Source organism: Winogradskyella pelagia (assembly GCF_017581965.1).
In the GTDB taxonomy this organism is placed as follows: Bacteria; Bacteroidota; Bacteroidia; order Flavobacteriales; family Flavobacteriaceae; genus Winogradskyella; species Winogradskyella pelagia.
Map to the genome: position 1 here is coordinate 177,892 of NZ_JAGEVF010000001.1, position 16,331 is coordinate 194,222.

Sequence of the window (16,331 nt, forward strand, 5' to 3'; positions counted from 1 at the left end):
GCAATTCAAAGCAGGGTTGTAATAACGGCCATGATAAAAATCATATTTTTAAGCTCTTTATTAAAGTAACTTACCAAGAATTTTCTATTAAAAACACACAGTAAATATGGGACATTTAGAAGTTAAATATCTTAAAAGCCCCAAAGAAAAGGCGCTTTATATACATCATCTTATTAAAGATTTAGAGGCTCTTGATTTGATGCTAAAGCGCGATATGATAGAGAAAAACCCAATAAGAATTGGTGCAGAACAAGAGTTTTGCCTTGTCACTGAAAGGTTTTTCCCTAATAATAATAGCGTTGAGGTGTTATCTGAAATAAATGATGAGCATTTTACTACAGAAATAGGAAAATATAATCTAGAGATTAATTCTGATCCTCTTTTGCTAGAAGACGACTGCTTTTCTAAACTATTTAATCAACTTAATTCTTTAATAAAAAAAGCTGAAGAAGCTGCCAATAAAAATAATTCAAAAGTTATATTAACAGGGATATTGCCCACTTTAAGACTCAAACACATTAAAGAGGATTACATGACTGATAAGCCCAGGTATCATGTATTGAACGATTCGCTTAAGTCTTCTCGTAGAGAGAATTTCCATATCCACATAAAAGGTGTTGATGAGTTAAACCTAGTTCACGACAGTGTTATGTTAGAGGCGTGTAATACCAGTTTTCAAACACATTTGCAGATTAACCCAGAGGAATTTGTAGCAAAATATAATTGGGCACAAGCTATAGCGGGCCCTGTTTTGGCGAGTTGTGCAAACTCACCGGTCCTATTTGGGCGTGAACTTTGGGCCGAAAGCAGGATAGCGCTTTTCACCCAAAGTATAGATACACGCACCAATTCATTTATACATAATGAAAAACAATCTCGAGTAAGTTTTGGGGCACATTGGGAGGAGGGAACGGTCACAGACATTTTTAAGGACCATATTTCTAGATTTAGAAGTTTGTTAAGTACTGGTGATTATGAGGACAGTATTGAAAAAGTAGAGCGCGGAGACATTCCTAAACTTAAATCTTTACAAATGCATAATGGTACGGTTTACAAATGGAACCGTGTTTGTTATGGAGTGGGAGGTGGAAAACCTCATTTAAGGATTGAATGCCGTTACATTCCGGCTGGTCCAACGCTAAAAGACGAAATTGCCAATATGGTTTTTTGGGTCGGTTTAATGCTTGGCCAACCAGATGATTTAAAATCTATCCAAAATAAGATGGATTTTAGAGACATCAAGCACAACTTCTTTAAGGCTGCAAGAAACGGAATAGAAGCGCAATTTATTTGGAGGAATACCCTAGTCACGGCAAAAGAATTACTACTCAATGAGTTTTTACCTATGGCAAGACAGGGTCTTAAAAATAGAGGTATAAGCGATAAAGATATTGAAGAGTATTTAGGCATTATAGAAAAGCGGATTCAATCACATACAGGCTCACAGTGGATTGTTAGTAACTTTAGAAATCTACAAAAAACAAAAACCAATTTTGAAGCTTTACAAAACTTAACAGCTTATATGTATAAACATCAATTTGGTCCGGAAACAATTGACTCCTGGCCAGTTTTTGATCCAAATGCTAATTTAAAGATTGATGAGTCAAGAATTGTTAAGCACAATATGAATACCAATATTCTTTTGGTCGATCAAAACGATAGCCTGGAGCTGGTAACTAACATTATGAAATGGAAGAATATCCATCATTTACCTGTAATTAATAGAAAGAAACAATTAACAGGCTTATTAACTTGGACCGATGTTATTAAATTAAGTGATAAAAAGCTTGACCTTAGAGTTAAAGATGTAATGACAAACAATTTAATTACCATTTCACAAGAGGCACCGTTAGAAGAGGCCAAAGAGGTTATGAAGAAAAATAAAATTAATTGTTTACCTGTTGTAAAAGGTTCGGAATTATTAGGTATTTTAACCACAAGCGATTTATAAACTTTATGCAAACGAGCCTCAATAAAGATAAGACTCAAACCGAGTCGCCAGAGCGTATTTTTCATCACATTGTTGGTAAATCTCCAGGTTCCACCCTTGTATTTTTTGCTGGAATTCACGGGAATGAATATGCAGGAGTAAAAGCCCTAAATACTGTCTTATCAAATATAGATTCAGAACAAATCAAAGGGGAGGTATATGGTATTTATGGCAATATAAAAGCATTGAAGGAAAAGCGACGATTTCTAGATTCTGATTTAAACAGGATGTGGACTACAGAACAGTTGGCAGTTTTAAAACAAAAGCCTGAATTTAACCAAGAGCAATTAGAGCAATTAGAATTAAATGCATTCATTATCAAGCTTTTATCTACCAATTCGAGACCTATCTATTTTATTGATCTTCATACCACATCCAGCAAGACATTACCCTTTATTACCATAAATGATGCGCTAATCAATAGAAAGTTTTCAAAATGCTTTCCGGTTCCGGTGGTTTTGGGGATAGAGGAGTATTTAGAAGGTCCACTATTGAGCTATTTAAATAAGAGAGGATTCGTTTCTTTAGGTTTTGAGTCCGGTCAGCACACAGACCCAGAGGCGGTTACCAATTGCGAGGCTTTTGTTCATTTGGTATTAAATTGCTCAGGTGTCTTAAAAGAACCCGTTCATAAAAGTCTTAAAGTTTATGAAGATTATTTAAAGCAGTCTTCAGAAGAGGTCAATTCTACCTTTGAGGTTATTTATAAACACCATATTCAACCCAAGGAGCGTTTTGTTATGGAAAAGGGTTTTATAAGCTTTCAAAATATAGAAAAGGGCACGTTGCTTGCCCATTCTAATGCAAAACCCCTCTATTCTAATTATAACGCCAAGTTGTTTATGCCACTGTATCAAAAAACAGGCAATGATGGTTTTTTCATAATTAGACCAATTCCTCCAGTTTTTTTGAAATTATCAGAGTTTTTAAGAAAGATAGGGGCCGACTCCTTATTGACTTGGCTTCCTGGTATAAATTGGCAGGATAAAAACCTAGGTATTTTAAAGGCCAACTTAAGAGTAACACGTTTTATGGCAAAGTCTATTTTTCACTTGTTTGGCTACAGAAATAAACAAATAGATGAAACCCATATGCTATTATATAACAGGGAGCGTGTTGCTAAAAAGCATTTATACTCCAAAGAACCATGGTATTAAAGAAAAGCCGCAACATATTGTTGCGGCTTTTAATCAAATAATTACAAAAACTTATTTTACATTAAAGGTATTATTCTCTCTGTTAATATCCGCCATCATTTGTGATGCATCAATTTCAATAGATTTAACCGCTTTTGAAGCCTCAAAAGTGTAGGTTGGCATTGCCCAAGCCCAATCGTCTACAACTGTTGCTGAGGTTGGTTTTTCGCCCCTCATCATTTGTAGCGGGATGTAAAACTCCTCTTTTGTTCCGTCTATATAGGTCACAGATAAATCAATAGGCATTGGCATTAAACCGATACGCTCTAAAATTATGGTTTTATTCTCAACGGACTTTACACCGTAATCTATGGTGTTGGTTGTCTGTGCAAAATCAATATAATACCAATCTAGCTCAAAATCGGTGATGCGCTCTGCGGAGCGAATAATGTCATGAGGTTTTGGATGTTTAAAAGAGAAATCATCAAAATATTTTTTGATGGTTTTCTTTAAATTTTCGTCTCCAATGACATAGCCCAGCTGTGCTAAAAAGACAGATCCTTTGCTGTAGGCAGAAATTCCATATGACTGGTTATAGGTATATCTATCTGCATGTGTTGTTAGAGGCTGTTCATAGCCAGAATTTGCTAAGGCAATATAACTTCTATATGACCGTGCAACAGGGTTCTTCTGTTTATTTTCTCTAAGAGAGTTAGTTGCAAATGAAGAGATATAACTTGTAAAGCCTTCATCCATCCACTCGTGTTTAGCTTCATTGGTGGCTAATAAAAACTGAAACCATGTATGGGCCATTTCATGGGATGTTACCCCAAGTAAACTATTATAACTACGCTCACCTGTTATTAAGGTACACATGGCGTATTCCATACCGCCATCTCCTCCTTGAATTACGGAATACTGCTCATAAGGATATCGTCCCACGTTCTCACTAAAGTAGGTCATAAGCTTAGCTGTATCCGGTTGAAGCGTCTTCCAATTGTCTAGATACTCTTGTTTCATGGTTTTTTTGTAGTAGAAATGTAAAGTAGGTCCGTTAGGCATCTCAAAGGTATCATGAATAAAATCAGGATCCGCCGCCCAGGTAAAGTCGTGTACTTTTGGAGCTACAAAGTGTAAAGTTTTTTTACCTTTCTTTACCTTTGATTCACTTTGTAAATATCCTGTACCACCAACAACATAATCTTCATCAATTGTAAGCTTTATATCAAAATCTCCCCAAACACCATGGAACTCTCTCGCTATGTAAGGGTCCGCGTGCCACCCTTCAAAATCATATTCAGCCAATTTAGGGTACCATTGTGTCATTGAAAGCGCAACTCCTTCAGCATTATTTCTCCCAGATCTACGAATTTGAACAGGCACTTGTGCGTCGAAATCCATATTAAATGTAGCCTTTCCTCCTGGCTTTATGGGTTCTGCTAATACCACCTCAAGCACTGTTCCAACGGTTTCAAACTTAACTGGCGTTCCATTTTGGACTAGAGAATTCACTTTTATATAGCCAATTTCATCAGGTTTTAGTTTGCTGATTTTATCAGCAATCTTATCACTTGGGTCAGCTATGGTAAGCGAGCGCACATCCATTTCGCTTCCTGGTTGAAACGCGTTGAAATATAAATGATAATAAACGCGATTGAGTATTTCTGGTGAATTATTGGTGTAAACGAGTGTTTGCTTTCCCTTATATTGGAAGTTTTCAACATTCATGTCAATTTCCATTTTATACTCTACATGTTGTTGCCAATAACCATTATCAACTTGAGCCAAAGCATTGCTTGCACAAAAAATTGCGATAAAAAGGCTAAGTACGTTTTTCATAATTATTTAATCTTTGAGGCTAATATTAGAGCATTGTAGGCATTTGCTATTTTTCCTGTCTTAGAAAGCTCAGCGAATGGCTTTACATTAGAGGCGTCACCACCCACAACAACTTTAGTATTTAAAGCAAGGCCAGAATCTAAAATCACTTGTTTTACTTGAGCCGCACTTAATTTAGGGTAGTAAGAACGAACCAGTGCTGCAACTCCGGCTACTCCCGGCGCGGCCATTGAGGTACCACCTTTAAAGTCGTACTCATTCTCTGGAGTTGTAGAATATACAGAAGAACCAGGAGCAAAAATATCTACGTTTCTTTTTCCATAGTTAGAAAAGCCAGAAACCATTTTTGAGCCGTAATCATTAGTTAAAGAGCCCACACGTATATAAGTTTCTGAAACCTCAACGAAATTAACGTTATCGTCTGGGAAATTAGGTTCAACATCGACGTTATTACTATCGTTACCCGCAGCGTGAATAATTACAACGTCATTATCTGAAGCATACTTTATAGCATCCCTTACCCAGTCAGCATGGGGAGAAAAAGACTTTCCAAAACTGCCATTAATGACTTTGGCACCATTGTCAACTGCATACCTAATAGCTAGCGCAACGTCTTTATCATATTCATCACCATTAGGTACTGCTCGAATGGCCATTATCTCTACATTATTAGCAACACCATTAGCGCCAAGACCGTTGTTGCGTTCTGCCGCAATAATACCAGCGACATGTGTTCCATGAGACTCTGATTTTTTAACGTGTTTTACGTTGCCATTGCCATAACCTATATCGGATAAATTGTTGATATCATCACCTGTCTTACGACCTTTTAGGTCTTTATTTAGGTGTGCATTGAGGCGTTCATTGATTTGTTCTAAAGCTCCTTTCAACTGGTCATTAGCCTCTGCCATGGACGATCCATTGGCGCTTACGTTTTTAGCAATTTGAACGGCCTGCATAATGTTTTGATCTTGTGAGGTAATACCATTTACATCATCCGTGGTGTAAGTGTCCTTGCCTAAGTGTTTCTTTAACGTTTCATCTGCATTTTTTATAGCTTGTGCGATTTGCTCGTACTGTGTTTTCCGTCCTAGCCACGTTTCATATTCTGAATCATATAAAGCTTTTGCCTCTTGATACCTTGGGTTAGATGTGTCACCTGAAGCTAGCATACGCACATATTCCAATTGTTCGTCGTAAGCGTCACCAAGGAAATTCCAACCGTGGATATCATCAACGTACCCATTATTGTCGTCATCCTTACCATTATTTGGAATTTCATCTGAATTGGTCCAGATAACGTCATCTAAATCTTCATGGTCAATATCAATACCCGAATCGATTACAGCAACTATAACTTTTTTACCTTTTTTGTTTTTAATGATTTCCTCGTAAGCCCTATCCACAGCCATACCAGGAATAGTGTCTTTTTCTAAATCGAGATGACCCCAATTCTTTTTTTCAGCTTCTGTTAGTTCAGTGACCTTGAGAGGAGACGAATCAATATTTTCTACTGGAGTAGATAAAATGTCTGAGGACCCACAGCCTAAAGCCAAGGCTCCAGCAATTAGCAATGTAATAAACGGTTTATAGGATAATTTCATATGGTTTAATTTTAGTTTTTAAAAAATATCGTCACAGGTATAGGTATCTTTTAAACGAACCCCTTTTTCTGTATGTTCTACGGTTATTATTTGGTTATGTGCATCATGTTCTAAAAACAGATAGTAATTGTGATCTGCAGCTATATTTAGAAATTTTTCTTTTTCGTCTAAGGTTAATAGTGGCCTGGTATCATATCCCATTACAAAAGGTAACGGTAAATGACCAGCTGTGGGCAACAAATCTGCCATAAAACAAATTGTTTTGTCCTTATATTGAATCATCGGTACCATCTGTTTGTCTGTGTGGCCATTAGCAAAGAAAACATCAAATCCTAGCTCTGAGTTTTTTAACGTGTCATCTTCAGGTAGGTCAATAAACTTTAATCGTCCACTTTCACGCATTGGTAAAATGTTCTCTTTTAAAAACGATGCTTTTTCTCTTCTATTTGGTTGTGTGGCCCATTTCCAATGATCTGCATTGCTCCAAAAATGAGCATTTTTAAAAGCTGGTTCTAAAATAGTTCGGTCCTTATTCCATTGAATGCTTCCTCCACAATGATCAAAATGGAGATGAGTCATAAAAACATCTGTGATATCAGTCCTGTGAAAACCATATTTTTCCAGTGATTTGTCAATGGTATTGTCTCCCCAAAGGTAGTAATAGCCAAAAAACTTATCGCTTTGCTTATCTCCCATGCCAGTATCGATTAAAATTAATCGATTACCATTTTCAATTAGCAAACAACGTGCCGCAATATCTATCATATTGTTGGTGTCGGCCGGGTTTGTGCGTTGCCATAAAGATTTAGGAACAACGCCAAACATAGCGCCACCATCTAGCTTAAAGTTACCTGATTCAATAGGGTATAATTTCATAATCCCGCAATTTACCAAAATAGCATTGAAATTCTAAAAGCCTTTAGTTTTTATTGTGATTTTTTGAGTTGTAAAAAAAAACCTATTTTCGGGAGATTAATAAAAAATTGCACTAATGGTTGAGTTAGCGGGAATTATTATTTTGGGAATACTGGCCCAATGGGTGGCATGGAAATTTAAAATCCCTGCAATCTTGCCCTTAATCTTAATAGGCCTATTAGTTGGACCTATTGCTGCAGAATTTATCAATGAAGACGGTTCTAAGTGGATTGAGCCTATTTGGAATGGAAAAAAGGGTTTATTTCCTGGCGAAGGGTTGTTTTATTTTGTCTCCTTGGCCATAAGTATTATTTTATTTGAGGGAGGACTTACATTAAAACGAAGTGAAATAAGAAATGTTGGTCCTGTTATAAGCAAACTTATAACTCTTGGCGCCGCAGTTACCTTTTTTGGCGCCGCGATTCTAGCGCATTACTTATTTCTTTTAAGTTGGGATTTGTGTTTTTTATTCTCGGGATTAATTATTGTAACAGGCCCAACAGTAATAACTCCAATTTTGAGAAATATTCCTTTAAAACGAGACGTCTCTGCTGTTCTAAAATGGGAAGGAATATTAATAGATCCAATTGGAGCTTTGGTTGCCGTATTGGTATTTGAGTTTATTTCAGTTGGAGGAGAAGTGGGTTTTACTAGAACTGCTTTAATTGAGTTTGGTAAAATCGTACTCTTTGGTACTACATTTGGCTTTACGTTTGCCCACGCCTTGGTTTTTGCCATTAATAAAAAATTTATTCCACACTATTTGCTAAACGTTGTCTCACTATCGGTAGTGCTATTGGTTTTTATAGAGTCTGAGATTTTTGCTCATGAGTCAGGGCTGTTAGCCGTTGTGGTAATGGGTATGGTGATAGGGAATAGTAAATTAGAAAATATTAAGGAACTGCTCTATTTTAAGGAGTCGCTAAGCGTTCTGTTAATTTCCATTTTATTTATTCTTCTTGCGGCAAATATCAATTATCAAGATATGTTATTGCTATATCGCTGGGAAACATTGGCCTTGTTTCTTGTGGTAGTCTTTATAATTAGACCATTAGCCGTTTTTTTAAGCGCTACACAGTCTAAATTAAGAACAAACGAAAAGTTGTTTATTTCATGGGTTGGACCAAGGGGAATTGTAGCTGCTGGTATAGCATCGCTTTTTGGCAGTAAACTTCAAACCGCAGGGGTCGTTGGTGCAGAGTATATAACACCTTTGGTTTTTATGATTGTTTTGGGGACAGTACTTCTCAATGCAACCACAGCACGTATTTTTGCGAAACTTTCGGGAGTATTTTTAACCAAATCCGAAGGTATTCTAATTGTGGGAGCTTCTAAAGTGTCTAGGTTGATTGCACAATATTTATCCGATAACGGTAGACATGTCGTTCTTGTAGACAGCAATCAAAATAATATACAAGAGGCTCAAAAAATTGGGATTGAAGCTTACACGGAAAATATCTACTCAGACACACTTCAAGATAATGTAGAATTTAGCGATATAGGCTATCTCTTAGCCTTAACAGGCAACGCTGATATTAATAGATATGCTGTTGAAAAGTTTGGAGCTCAGTTTGGAGAAAATGGCTCTTTTAGGCTGGCTTCTAAGGCTGAACTTGAACAAAGGGATATTTCACCAGAAGACGGTGTTTTTACGCTTTCTGATGATTTTAATAATCTTATTGAGGTTACGGACAATTTTCCAAACATTCGCGAGGCACCTATAAAGGATATAGATAGTTATAATATACTATTGGATAAGTTTAAGTCTAATAAAGAACAAATTCCTTTGTTTGTAAAAACAAGCAAGGGCGAATTACATATTATTCCATCAATAGATGATAAGTTGGAAAAGGAAATTGACGCAAAAAGCAAATTGGTTTACTTGGGTAAATCAGTGGATTAATCGTTAAGTTTAAGTACCGCCATAAATGCTTGCTGTGGAATTTCTACATTACCAACTTGGCGCATTCGTTTTTTCCCTTTTTTCTGTTTCTCTAGGAGCTTGCGCTTACGCGAAATATCTCCTCCATAACATTTAGCGGTCACATCCTTACGTAGTGCTTTAATCGTTTCTCTAGCAATTATTTTAGCACCAATAGCTGCTTGGACCGGGATGTCAAATTGTTGTCTCGGGATTAACTGTCTTAGTTTTTCGGTCATTTTTTTACCGATAGAATAAGCATTGTCCGCATGGATTAATGCCGAAAGGGCATCTACCGTTTGCGAATTGAGTAAAATATCAACCCTAACCAATTTAGAAGCGCGCATACCTATCGGTGAATAATCAAAAGACGCATAGCCTTTTGATACTGTCTTTAATCTATCATAAAAATCGAACACAATTTCTGCTAAAGGCATATCAAAACTAAGCTCAACTCGCTCAGTTGTTAAGTAAGTCTGATTTGTTATTTTACCTCGTTTTTCAATACATAAGCTCATAACAGGACCAACAAAATCAGATTTTGTAATAATACTTGCTTTTATAAAAGGCTCTTCAACACGATTTAATGTTGAAGGTTCTGGCAAATCAGAAGGATTGTTTACAATAATGATATCATCTGGGTGCTTATTGGTAAATGCATGGTAGCTAACGTTTGGTACAGTGGTAATCACTGTCATGTCAAACTCGCGTTCTAACCGTTCTTGTATGATTTCTAAGTGTAACATCCCTAAAAAACCACATCGAAAACCAAATCCTAAAGCAGCAGAGCTTTCTGGTTCAAACACCAACGATGCATCGTTGAGTTGTAGTTTTTCCATGGAAGCACGAAGCTCTTCGTAATCTTCGGTATCTACTGGGTATATCCCAGCAAAAACCATGGGTTTTACATCTTCAAAACCGGCTATGGCATTTGTTGTTGGATTTTTGGCATCGGTTATGGTGTCACCAACTTTTACCTCACGAGCGTCTTTAATGCCCGTAATTAAGTAGCCCACATCACCTGCTTTTATTTCGTTTTTCTTAACCTGAGTAAGCTTTAAGGTACCAACCTCGTCCGCATAATATGTATTGTTTGTTGCTATAAATTTTATGTGCTGCCCTTTTTTTATGGAGCCATTTATAACCCTGAAATAGGTTTCAACACCTCGAAACGGATTGTAAACTGAATCAAAAATTAAAGCTTGTAAAGATTCATCAACATTCCCCTTTGGGGCAGGTACCCGTTCAATAATCGCCTTTAAAATGTTATCTACACCAAAGCCTGTTTTTCCACTTGCATGGATGACCTCTTCTGGGTCACAGCCTAAAAGGTCAACAATATCGTCTGTGACTTCTTCTGGATTGGCACTCGGTAAATCGACCTTATTTAATACTGGAATGATTTCTAAGTCATTCTCTAATGCTAAATATAAATTAGAAATGGTTTGTGCTTGTATGCTTTGTGCAGCATCTACAATAAGTAAAGCGCCTTCACAAGCGGCAATAGAACGAGACACTTCATAGGAAAAATCAACATGACCAGGTGTGTCTATTAAGTTTAAAACGTAGTCCTCTCCCTCATAGGTATACTCCATTTGAATAGCATGCGATTTTATGGTTATACCACGTTCTCTCTCCAAATCCATATTATCCAAAAGCTGATCTTGTTTTTCTCTGTCGGTTACAGAGCCTGTAAAATCCAACAATCGATCTGCCAAGGTACTTTTACCGTGATCGATATGGGCTATTATGCAAAAATTGCGAATGTTCTTCATTATCTTTTTCTAAAGCAATACTTGAGACTGCAAATATAAATTATTTATCGCGCTAGAGGTAGTGAACAAACTAATTTAACCTCGGTAATTACGGTAAAACCGTAACACCAAGTAAAAAACAATTTTTATATTGCAATCTAAACCTAACTAATGAAAGTTCTCATTCGCATTGCGTTGTGCGTTTTATTTTTTTTAACTTCCTTTTTAGTAAACGCTCAAGAATTATCAATTACGGGCAAAGTGGTAGACGCAAATGGTAATTCTATTGAATTTGCTAATGTGGTTTTGTTCGAGTCCAATTCTGAAATATTTTTAAAAGGAACATCAACCGATGAAAAAGGAATTTTTTCATTGGAAAACCTTTCTCAAAACACCTATACTTTAAAGATTAGTTATATTGGTTTTCAATCTTTTGAACAGATTATCGTTTTAAATGGGAACCTTGATCTAAAAACAATTGAACTAGAGCAAGGTGCCGAAAGTCTTGATCAGGTAGATATTATTGCAACAAAACCAACAATTACAAGGAAACCGGACCGCTTGGTGTTTAATATAGAAAATACAGCGCTTACCCAAGGCTCTACGCTAGGGGTTTTGAAAAATACACCTGGTGTTATTGTTAGTGAAGGAGGGATTGCTATTAAAAGTGCTCAAGCTGCGGTTTATATAAACAATAAGCGCGTACAGCTTTCTACAGAAGAACTCATACAGCTATTAGATAGCGCACCTGCTAATTCCATAAAATCTGTTGAGGTTATAACAAACCCTCCTGCTAGTTATGATGCGGATAGTGGCTCTGTTATTAATATTGTAATGAGCAGAAATTTAATTGCAGGATACAGAGGTAGTGTTTTTTCAGCATTTACCCAAGGGGTCTTTCCAAGATACAACTTTAATACTAGCCACTTTTTTAAAAATGAATCTATCAACTTCAATGTTAACTATAACTATAACAATCAGAAAATAAATCAAATCAATGACGAACAAATAGACTATTTAGATTCATCTCTTCAGATTGACGAGGTGTGGACCTCAAACATCAATAGAAACACTTGGTCTGAAACTCACAACCTTAATTTAAATTTTGACTATTTTATAACTGACAGCAGCACTCTTAGTTTAACAAGTACAGGTCTTTACATGCCATACTTTAAGTACAGAATTAATAATAATACAAATATTAACGACGCTTCGGGTTTATTTCAGTCAAGATTTACAGCCAATAATCTTTCTAGAGACGATAAATACAATATTGGAACAGATTTAAGTTATACAAGTACTTTTGAAAATGGTTCTGATTTACTGATCAATGCACATTATACAACCTATAATTATCAGAGAGATCAAGATGTTTTAAGTAATTTTTTTGATGGCAACAACAGCTTTGTAAATAGTTCAATCTTTAACACCTTAGCCAACCAAGAAACAGACATCTTTACGGCTAAGTTGGACTATAACCTCCCTTTAAGCGAGACTTCGTCCATGGCCACTGGCTTAAAATTTGCCAATGTTTTAACGGACAGCGACATAACAAAAACAGACTTTATAAATGGCCAGCCTGTAATTGATATTAACAATTCTGATGCGTTCAAATATGACGAAAAAGTTTTTGCCGCATACGTAGATTATAGCCAATCTTGGGAAAAGTGGGATTTAAATATTGGGCTGCGTGTTGAGCAAACCAACATAGAAGGGGAATCGGTTAGTTTGTCGCAAACCAATACTCAAGACTATTTTAATTGGTTTCCTACGGTAAGCCTATCGCATCAAATCTCAGATGAGGTTAGGATTTATGGTAACTATAAAAGAAGTATTGAAAGGCCTAATTTTAGAAACTTGAATCCATTTACTTTTTTTATAAATCAAAACAATGTCGCTGTTGGTAACCCTAATCTCAGACCAACCTATATAGACCATATTACTTTAGGGACCAACTTCTTAGAGTACTTTACTGTTGAGGCGTATTATATGACCTATGATGGAAATATTTTGGAGTTGCCTCTCCAAAACAACACTACGAATGTTTTAGCATACACACCTGCTAATCTTGATAACATGGTTGATTTTGGTTTCGATTTTATAGTTGATTACATGATTACAAGTCGCTGGTATTTTTATGGGGTCACTTCGTTTTATAATATAACGCAAGAAGACGTTTTGCCGCAGGGTCCTGTAAGTTTAGATAGGTGGTCTAACCTTACCATCCTACAAAATAATCTCAGGTTATTGAAAGACAATAGCCTGTTGGTTGGTTTTAACCTTACCTATACTAATACTTATCTTCAAAACCTGGCGTTGATTGATACAAGATGGATAACCGGTTTGACCATTTCAAAGTCAATTTTTAATAAGAAAGGGACCATTTCGTTAGCCGTTGAGGATTTATTTAACGAACAAGATTTTCTTCAACGTAATAGATACTTAGACCAATCAAGCACTGTATTTAGTGATTATGACAACAGATTTATAAAAGTAGGCTTCCGCTATAATTTTGGCAACACCAAGCTAAGTACTAATGAGCGCGGCTCGTCAGCAGAAGAGCGCGATAGGATTAAGGATCTAAACTAATCCTGCCATTCGGCTATGAAGAGGTTTGTATCTCTTGTTCCGCCGTTATTTCTATTAGAAGAAAATGCCAGAAACTTTCCATTATTTGAAAAGACAGGGAAGGCATCAAAAGTTTCTCCATGTGTGATGCGTTCAAGGTTTTTTCCATCAATATCTATCATGTAAAGATTAAATGGAAAACCACGCTCCGCTTCAAAGTTTGAAGAAAACAGAATTTTTTCACCAGAAGGATGAAAGAACGGGCTCCAATTGGCATTACCTAATTCTGTTAGCTGCCGCAAATCGCTACCATCAGCATTACAGATATAAAGTTCCATTTCTGTTGGCTCTACTAGTCCTTCTGCTAAAAGATCTTTATACTCTTTAATTTCTTGTTCAGTTCTAGGCCTAGAGGACCTAAAAATAATTTTAGAACCATCAGGTGAAAAGAATGCCCCTCCATCATAACCCAACTCATTGGTTATTTGCTTTACATCACTGCCATCTAGATTCATGGTGTAGAGCTCTAAGTCTCCACTTCTTGTTGAGGTAAAGACAATTTTATCGCCTTTAGGGGATACTGTAGGCTCCGCATCATATCCAATCTCATTGGTCAACTGCTTTACAATATTACCCTCTAAGTCAGCCACAAAAATGTCGTAACTATCATAAATAGGCCAAATATATTTCCCATTCTTTCTTAAAGGTGTTTCGGGACAGTTTTCATCGCCCAAATGTGTAGAAGCATAAATAATGTGCTTATTGTCTGGTAAAAAATAAGAGCATGTTGTGCGTCCCCTTCCTGTGCTTACCATTGGCGGGGCAATACTATCGGTAAACGTGTCTTCAAAGTTCATTAAAAACATCTGGTCGCAACCTACATTCCATTTAACATTGTTAGACTGAAACACTAATTGCTTGTCATCAAAACTCCAGTAAGCTTCGGCGTTATCACCACCAAAGGTGACTTGCCTAATGGATTTAAAATGTTTTTCTTCAGGGTATATTAACGGATTCGTTTGGCTTGTAACCTCACCACTATCAACCTCTGGCGTTATCTTCTTTGATTTTTCTTCTTCGCTCTTACAAGAAACTAATGCTGCGCACAATAAAAAAATACCGAATAATCTATTCATAGCAATCAATTATACAATTATAATAAATGACTTTTAATACCTAATTTTGCGCAAAAATAAGATATAGACATGAAATGCACACTTATTTGTGACGCTTTGTAATGTTAACCTTAAATTAAAGAATTTAACCTTTCGATTAAGAAAACTTTTTATATCATGAAAAAGACCTTTATTATCTTCGTTTTATTCATTTTAACAGCCTGTAAAACAGAACCTAAAGTTGCAGAGAATAAAATAAAACAGGATGTTGCTTTCCTTGCCGATGACAAATTAGAAGGCAGACAAACAGGTACCAAGGGAGAAGCACTTGCTGCAGATTACCTTATAGATCGCTTTAAAGAAATTGGACTCACCGAAAAAGGAACCGAGAAGTATTTGCAACCATTTTCATTTAAACCAAAAACAGACCCTCATAAAGAGGTTGAGTTTACTAAGAATTTAGATAGCACTATCACCGGAAATAATATTATTGGCTTCATAGATAACAACGCGGAAACTACTGTAGTTATTGGTGCTCATTATGATCATTTAGGTTACGGTGGTGAAGGCTCGTTATATAGAGGAGATGAAAAGGCTATTCACAATGGTGCAGACGATAATGCAAGCGGTGTTGCTTTAATGCTCAACTTGGCTAGTAGATTAAAAGTAAAAAATGATTTATCCCAAGCAAAAGATAAAAACAACTATATGTTTCTAGCGTTTTCTGGCGAGGAAATGGGTTTACTAGGTTCTAACTATTTTTCTAAGAACCCAACAATTGACGTATCTTCTATCAACTACATGATAAATATGGATATGGTAGGACGGATGAAGGCGGATAGCACCTTGGCAGTATATGGCACAGGAACGTCACCAATTTTTAAACAGACACTTAAAGCCCATAACGAAAAATTTAAGCTTATTGAAAATGAAAGTGGTGTTGGACCAAGCGACCACACGTCCTTCTACCTTATTGATATTCCTGTACTTCATTTCTTTACAGGCCAACACGAGGACTATCACAAGCCAGGAGATGATTCTGAAAAGCTTAACTATGATGGAATGAATTTAATTTCGGATTACATTTTTGATATTATTTCCGACCTTGATGATAATGGTGAGTTGGCATTTAGAACTACAAAAAATGAGAGCGAAGAAACACCTCGATTTAAAGTTGGATTAGGTGTAGTGCCAGATTATTTGTATGATGGAGAGGGTATGCGTATAGACGGAACCAGAGAAGAAACACCAGCGTATAGCGCAGGTCTAAAAAAAGGTGATATTGTAATTAAATTAGGAGATAGCACCATCACGGATATGATGAGTTATATGCGCGCACTATCTGTATTTGAAAAAGGAGACGAAACCAACATTTCAGTAAAACGAGAAGGACAAACGATTAATACAACAGTGAAGTTTTAACACTTGCCCCTAATTTCATAGTGACTTTTTAATTTAATTGTACATTAGAGCCTTAAATCAATAGTAA

General features: G+C 36.3%; 10 protein-coding genes. 5 read left to right on the forward strand and 5 right to left on the reverse strand.

Annotated elements, in window-relative coordinates:
* The first annotated feature begins 106 nt into the window (after positions 1–106).
* Together J4050_RS00840 and J4050_RS00845 are read left to right on the forward strand one after the other, a co-directional pair.
* A complete protein-coding gene (locus J4050_RS00840; RefSeq protein WP_208152046.1) occupies positions 107–1,951 on the forward strand; it encodes a glutamate-cysteine ligase family protein in 1,845 nt (614 codons plus the stop codon).
* Between the two features lie 5 nt (positions 1,952–1,956).
* Entirely contained in the window at positions 1,957–3,147 is a 1,191-nt protein-coding gene (locus J4050_RS00845; protein WP_208152047.1) for a succinylglutamate desuccinylase/aspartoacylase family protein, read from the forward strand.
* Between the two features lie 51 nt (positions 3,148–3,198).
* Here J4050_RS00845 and J4050_RS00850 read toward each other — a convergent pair whose 3' ends face one another.
* The 3 genes from J4050_RS00850 to J4050_RS00860 are packed head-to-tail and all read right to left on the reverse strand — an operon-like array spanning position 3,199 to position 7,445.
* Complete coding sequence (locus J4050_RS00850) at positions 3,199–4,965, reverse strand: M1 family metallopeptidase (RefSeq protein WP_208152048.1); 1,767 nt, start codon at positions 4,963–4,965, stop codon at positions 3,199–3,201.
* A 2-nt stretch (positions 4,966–4,967) separates the two neighbouring features.
* Positions 4,968–6,569, reverse strand: a complete 1,602-nt coding sequence (locus J4050_RS00855; protein ID WP_208152049.1) for a S8 family peptidase — start codon at positions 6,567–6,569, stop codon at positions 4,968–4,970.
* An 18-nt stretch (positions 6,570–6,587) separates the two neighbouring features.
* A complete protein-coding gene (locus J4050_RS00860) occupies positions 6,588–7,445 on the reverse strand; it encodes an MBL fold metallo-hydrolase (protein WP_208152050.1) in 858 nt (285 codons plus the stop codon).
* Between the two features lie 115 nt (positions 7,446–7,560).
* Between J4050_RS00860 and J4050_RS00865 the strand changes: the two genes are divergently transcribed.
* On the forward strand, positions 7,561–9,387 hold the full coding sequence (locus tag J4050_RS00865) for a cation:proton antiporter (RefSeq protein WP_208152051.1): 1,827 nt from the start codon (positions 7,561–7,563) through the stop codon (positions 9,385–9,387).
* Here the strand turns inward: J4050_RS00865 and lepA are convergent.
* Positions 9,384–11,180, reverse strand: a complete 1,797-nt coding sequence (lepA, locus tag J4050_RS00870; protein ID WP_208152052.1) for a translation elongation factor 4 — start codon at positions 11,178–11,180, stop codon at positions 9,384–9,386. The two genes, J4050_RS00865 and lepA, sit on opposite strands and share 4 nt — an antisense overlap.
* Before the next feature lie 150 nt (positions 11,181–11,330).
* Here lepA and J4050_RS00875 point away from each other — a divergent pair, with 150 nt between their 5' ends.
* Complete coding sequence (locus tag J4050_RS00875) at positions 11,331–13,748, forward strand: TonB-dependent receptor domain-containing protein (protein WP_208152053.1); 2,418 nt, start codon at positions 11,331–11,333, stop codon at positions 13,746–13,748.
* Here J4050_RS00875 and J4050_RS00880 read toward each other — a convergent pair.
* On the reverse strand, positions 13,745–14,863 hold the full coding sequence (locus J4050_RS00880) for a TolB family protein (RefSeq protein WP_208152054.1): 1,119 nt from the start codon (positions 14,861–14,863) through the stop codon (positions 13,745–13,747). The two genes, J4050_RS00875 and J4050_RS00880, sit on opposite strands and share 4 nt — an antisense overlap.
* A 156-nt stretch (positions 14,864–15,019) precedes the next feature.
* Here J4050_RS00880 and J4050_RS00885 point away from each other — a divergent pair, with 156 nt between their 5' ends.
* Entirely contained in the window at positions 15,020–16,264 is a 1,245-nt protein-coding gene (locus J4050_RS00885; RefSeq protein WP_208152055.1) for a M28 family peptidase, read from the forward strand.
* Positions 16,265–16,331: the final 67 nt, after the last annotated feature.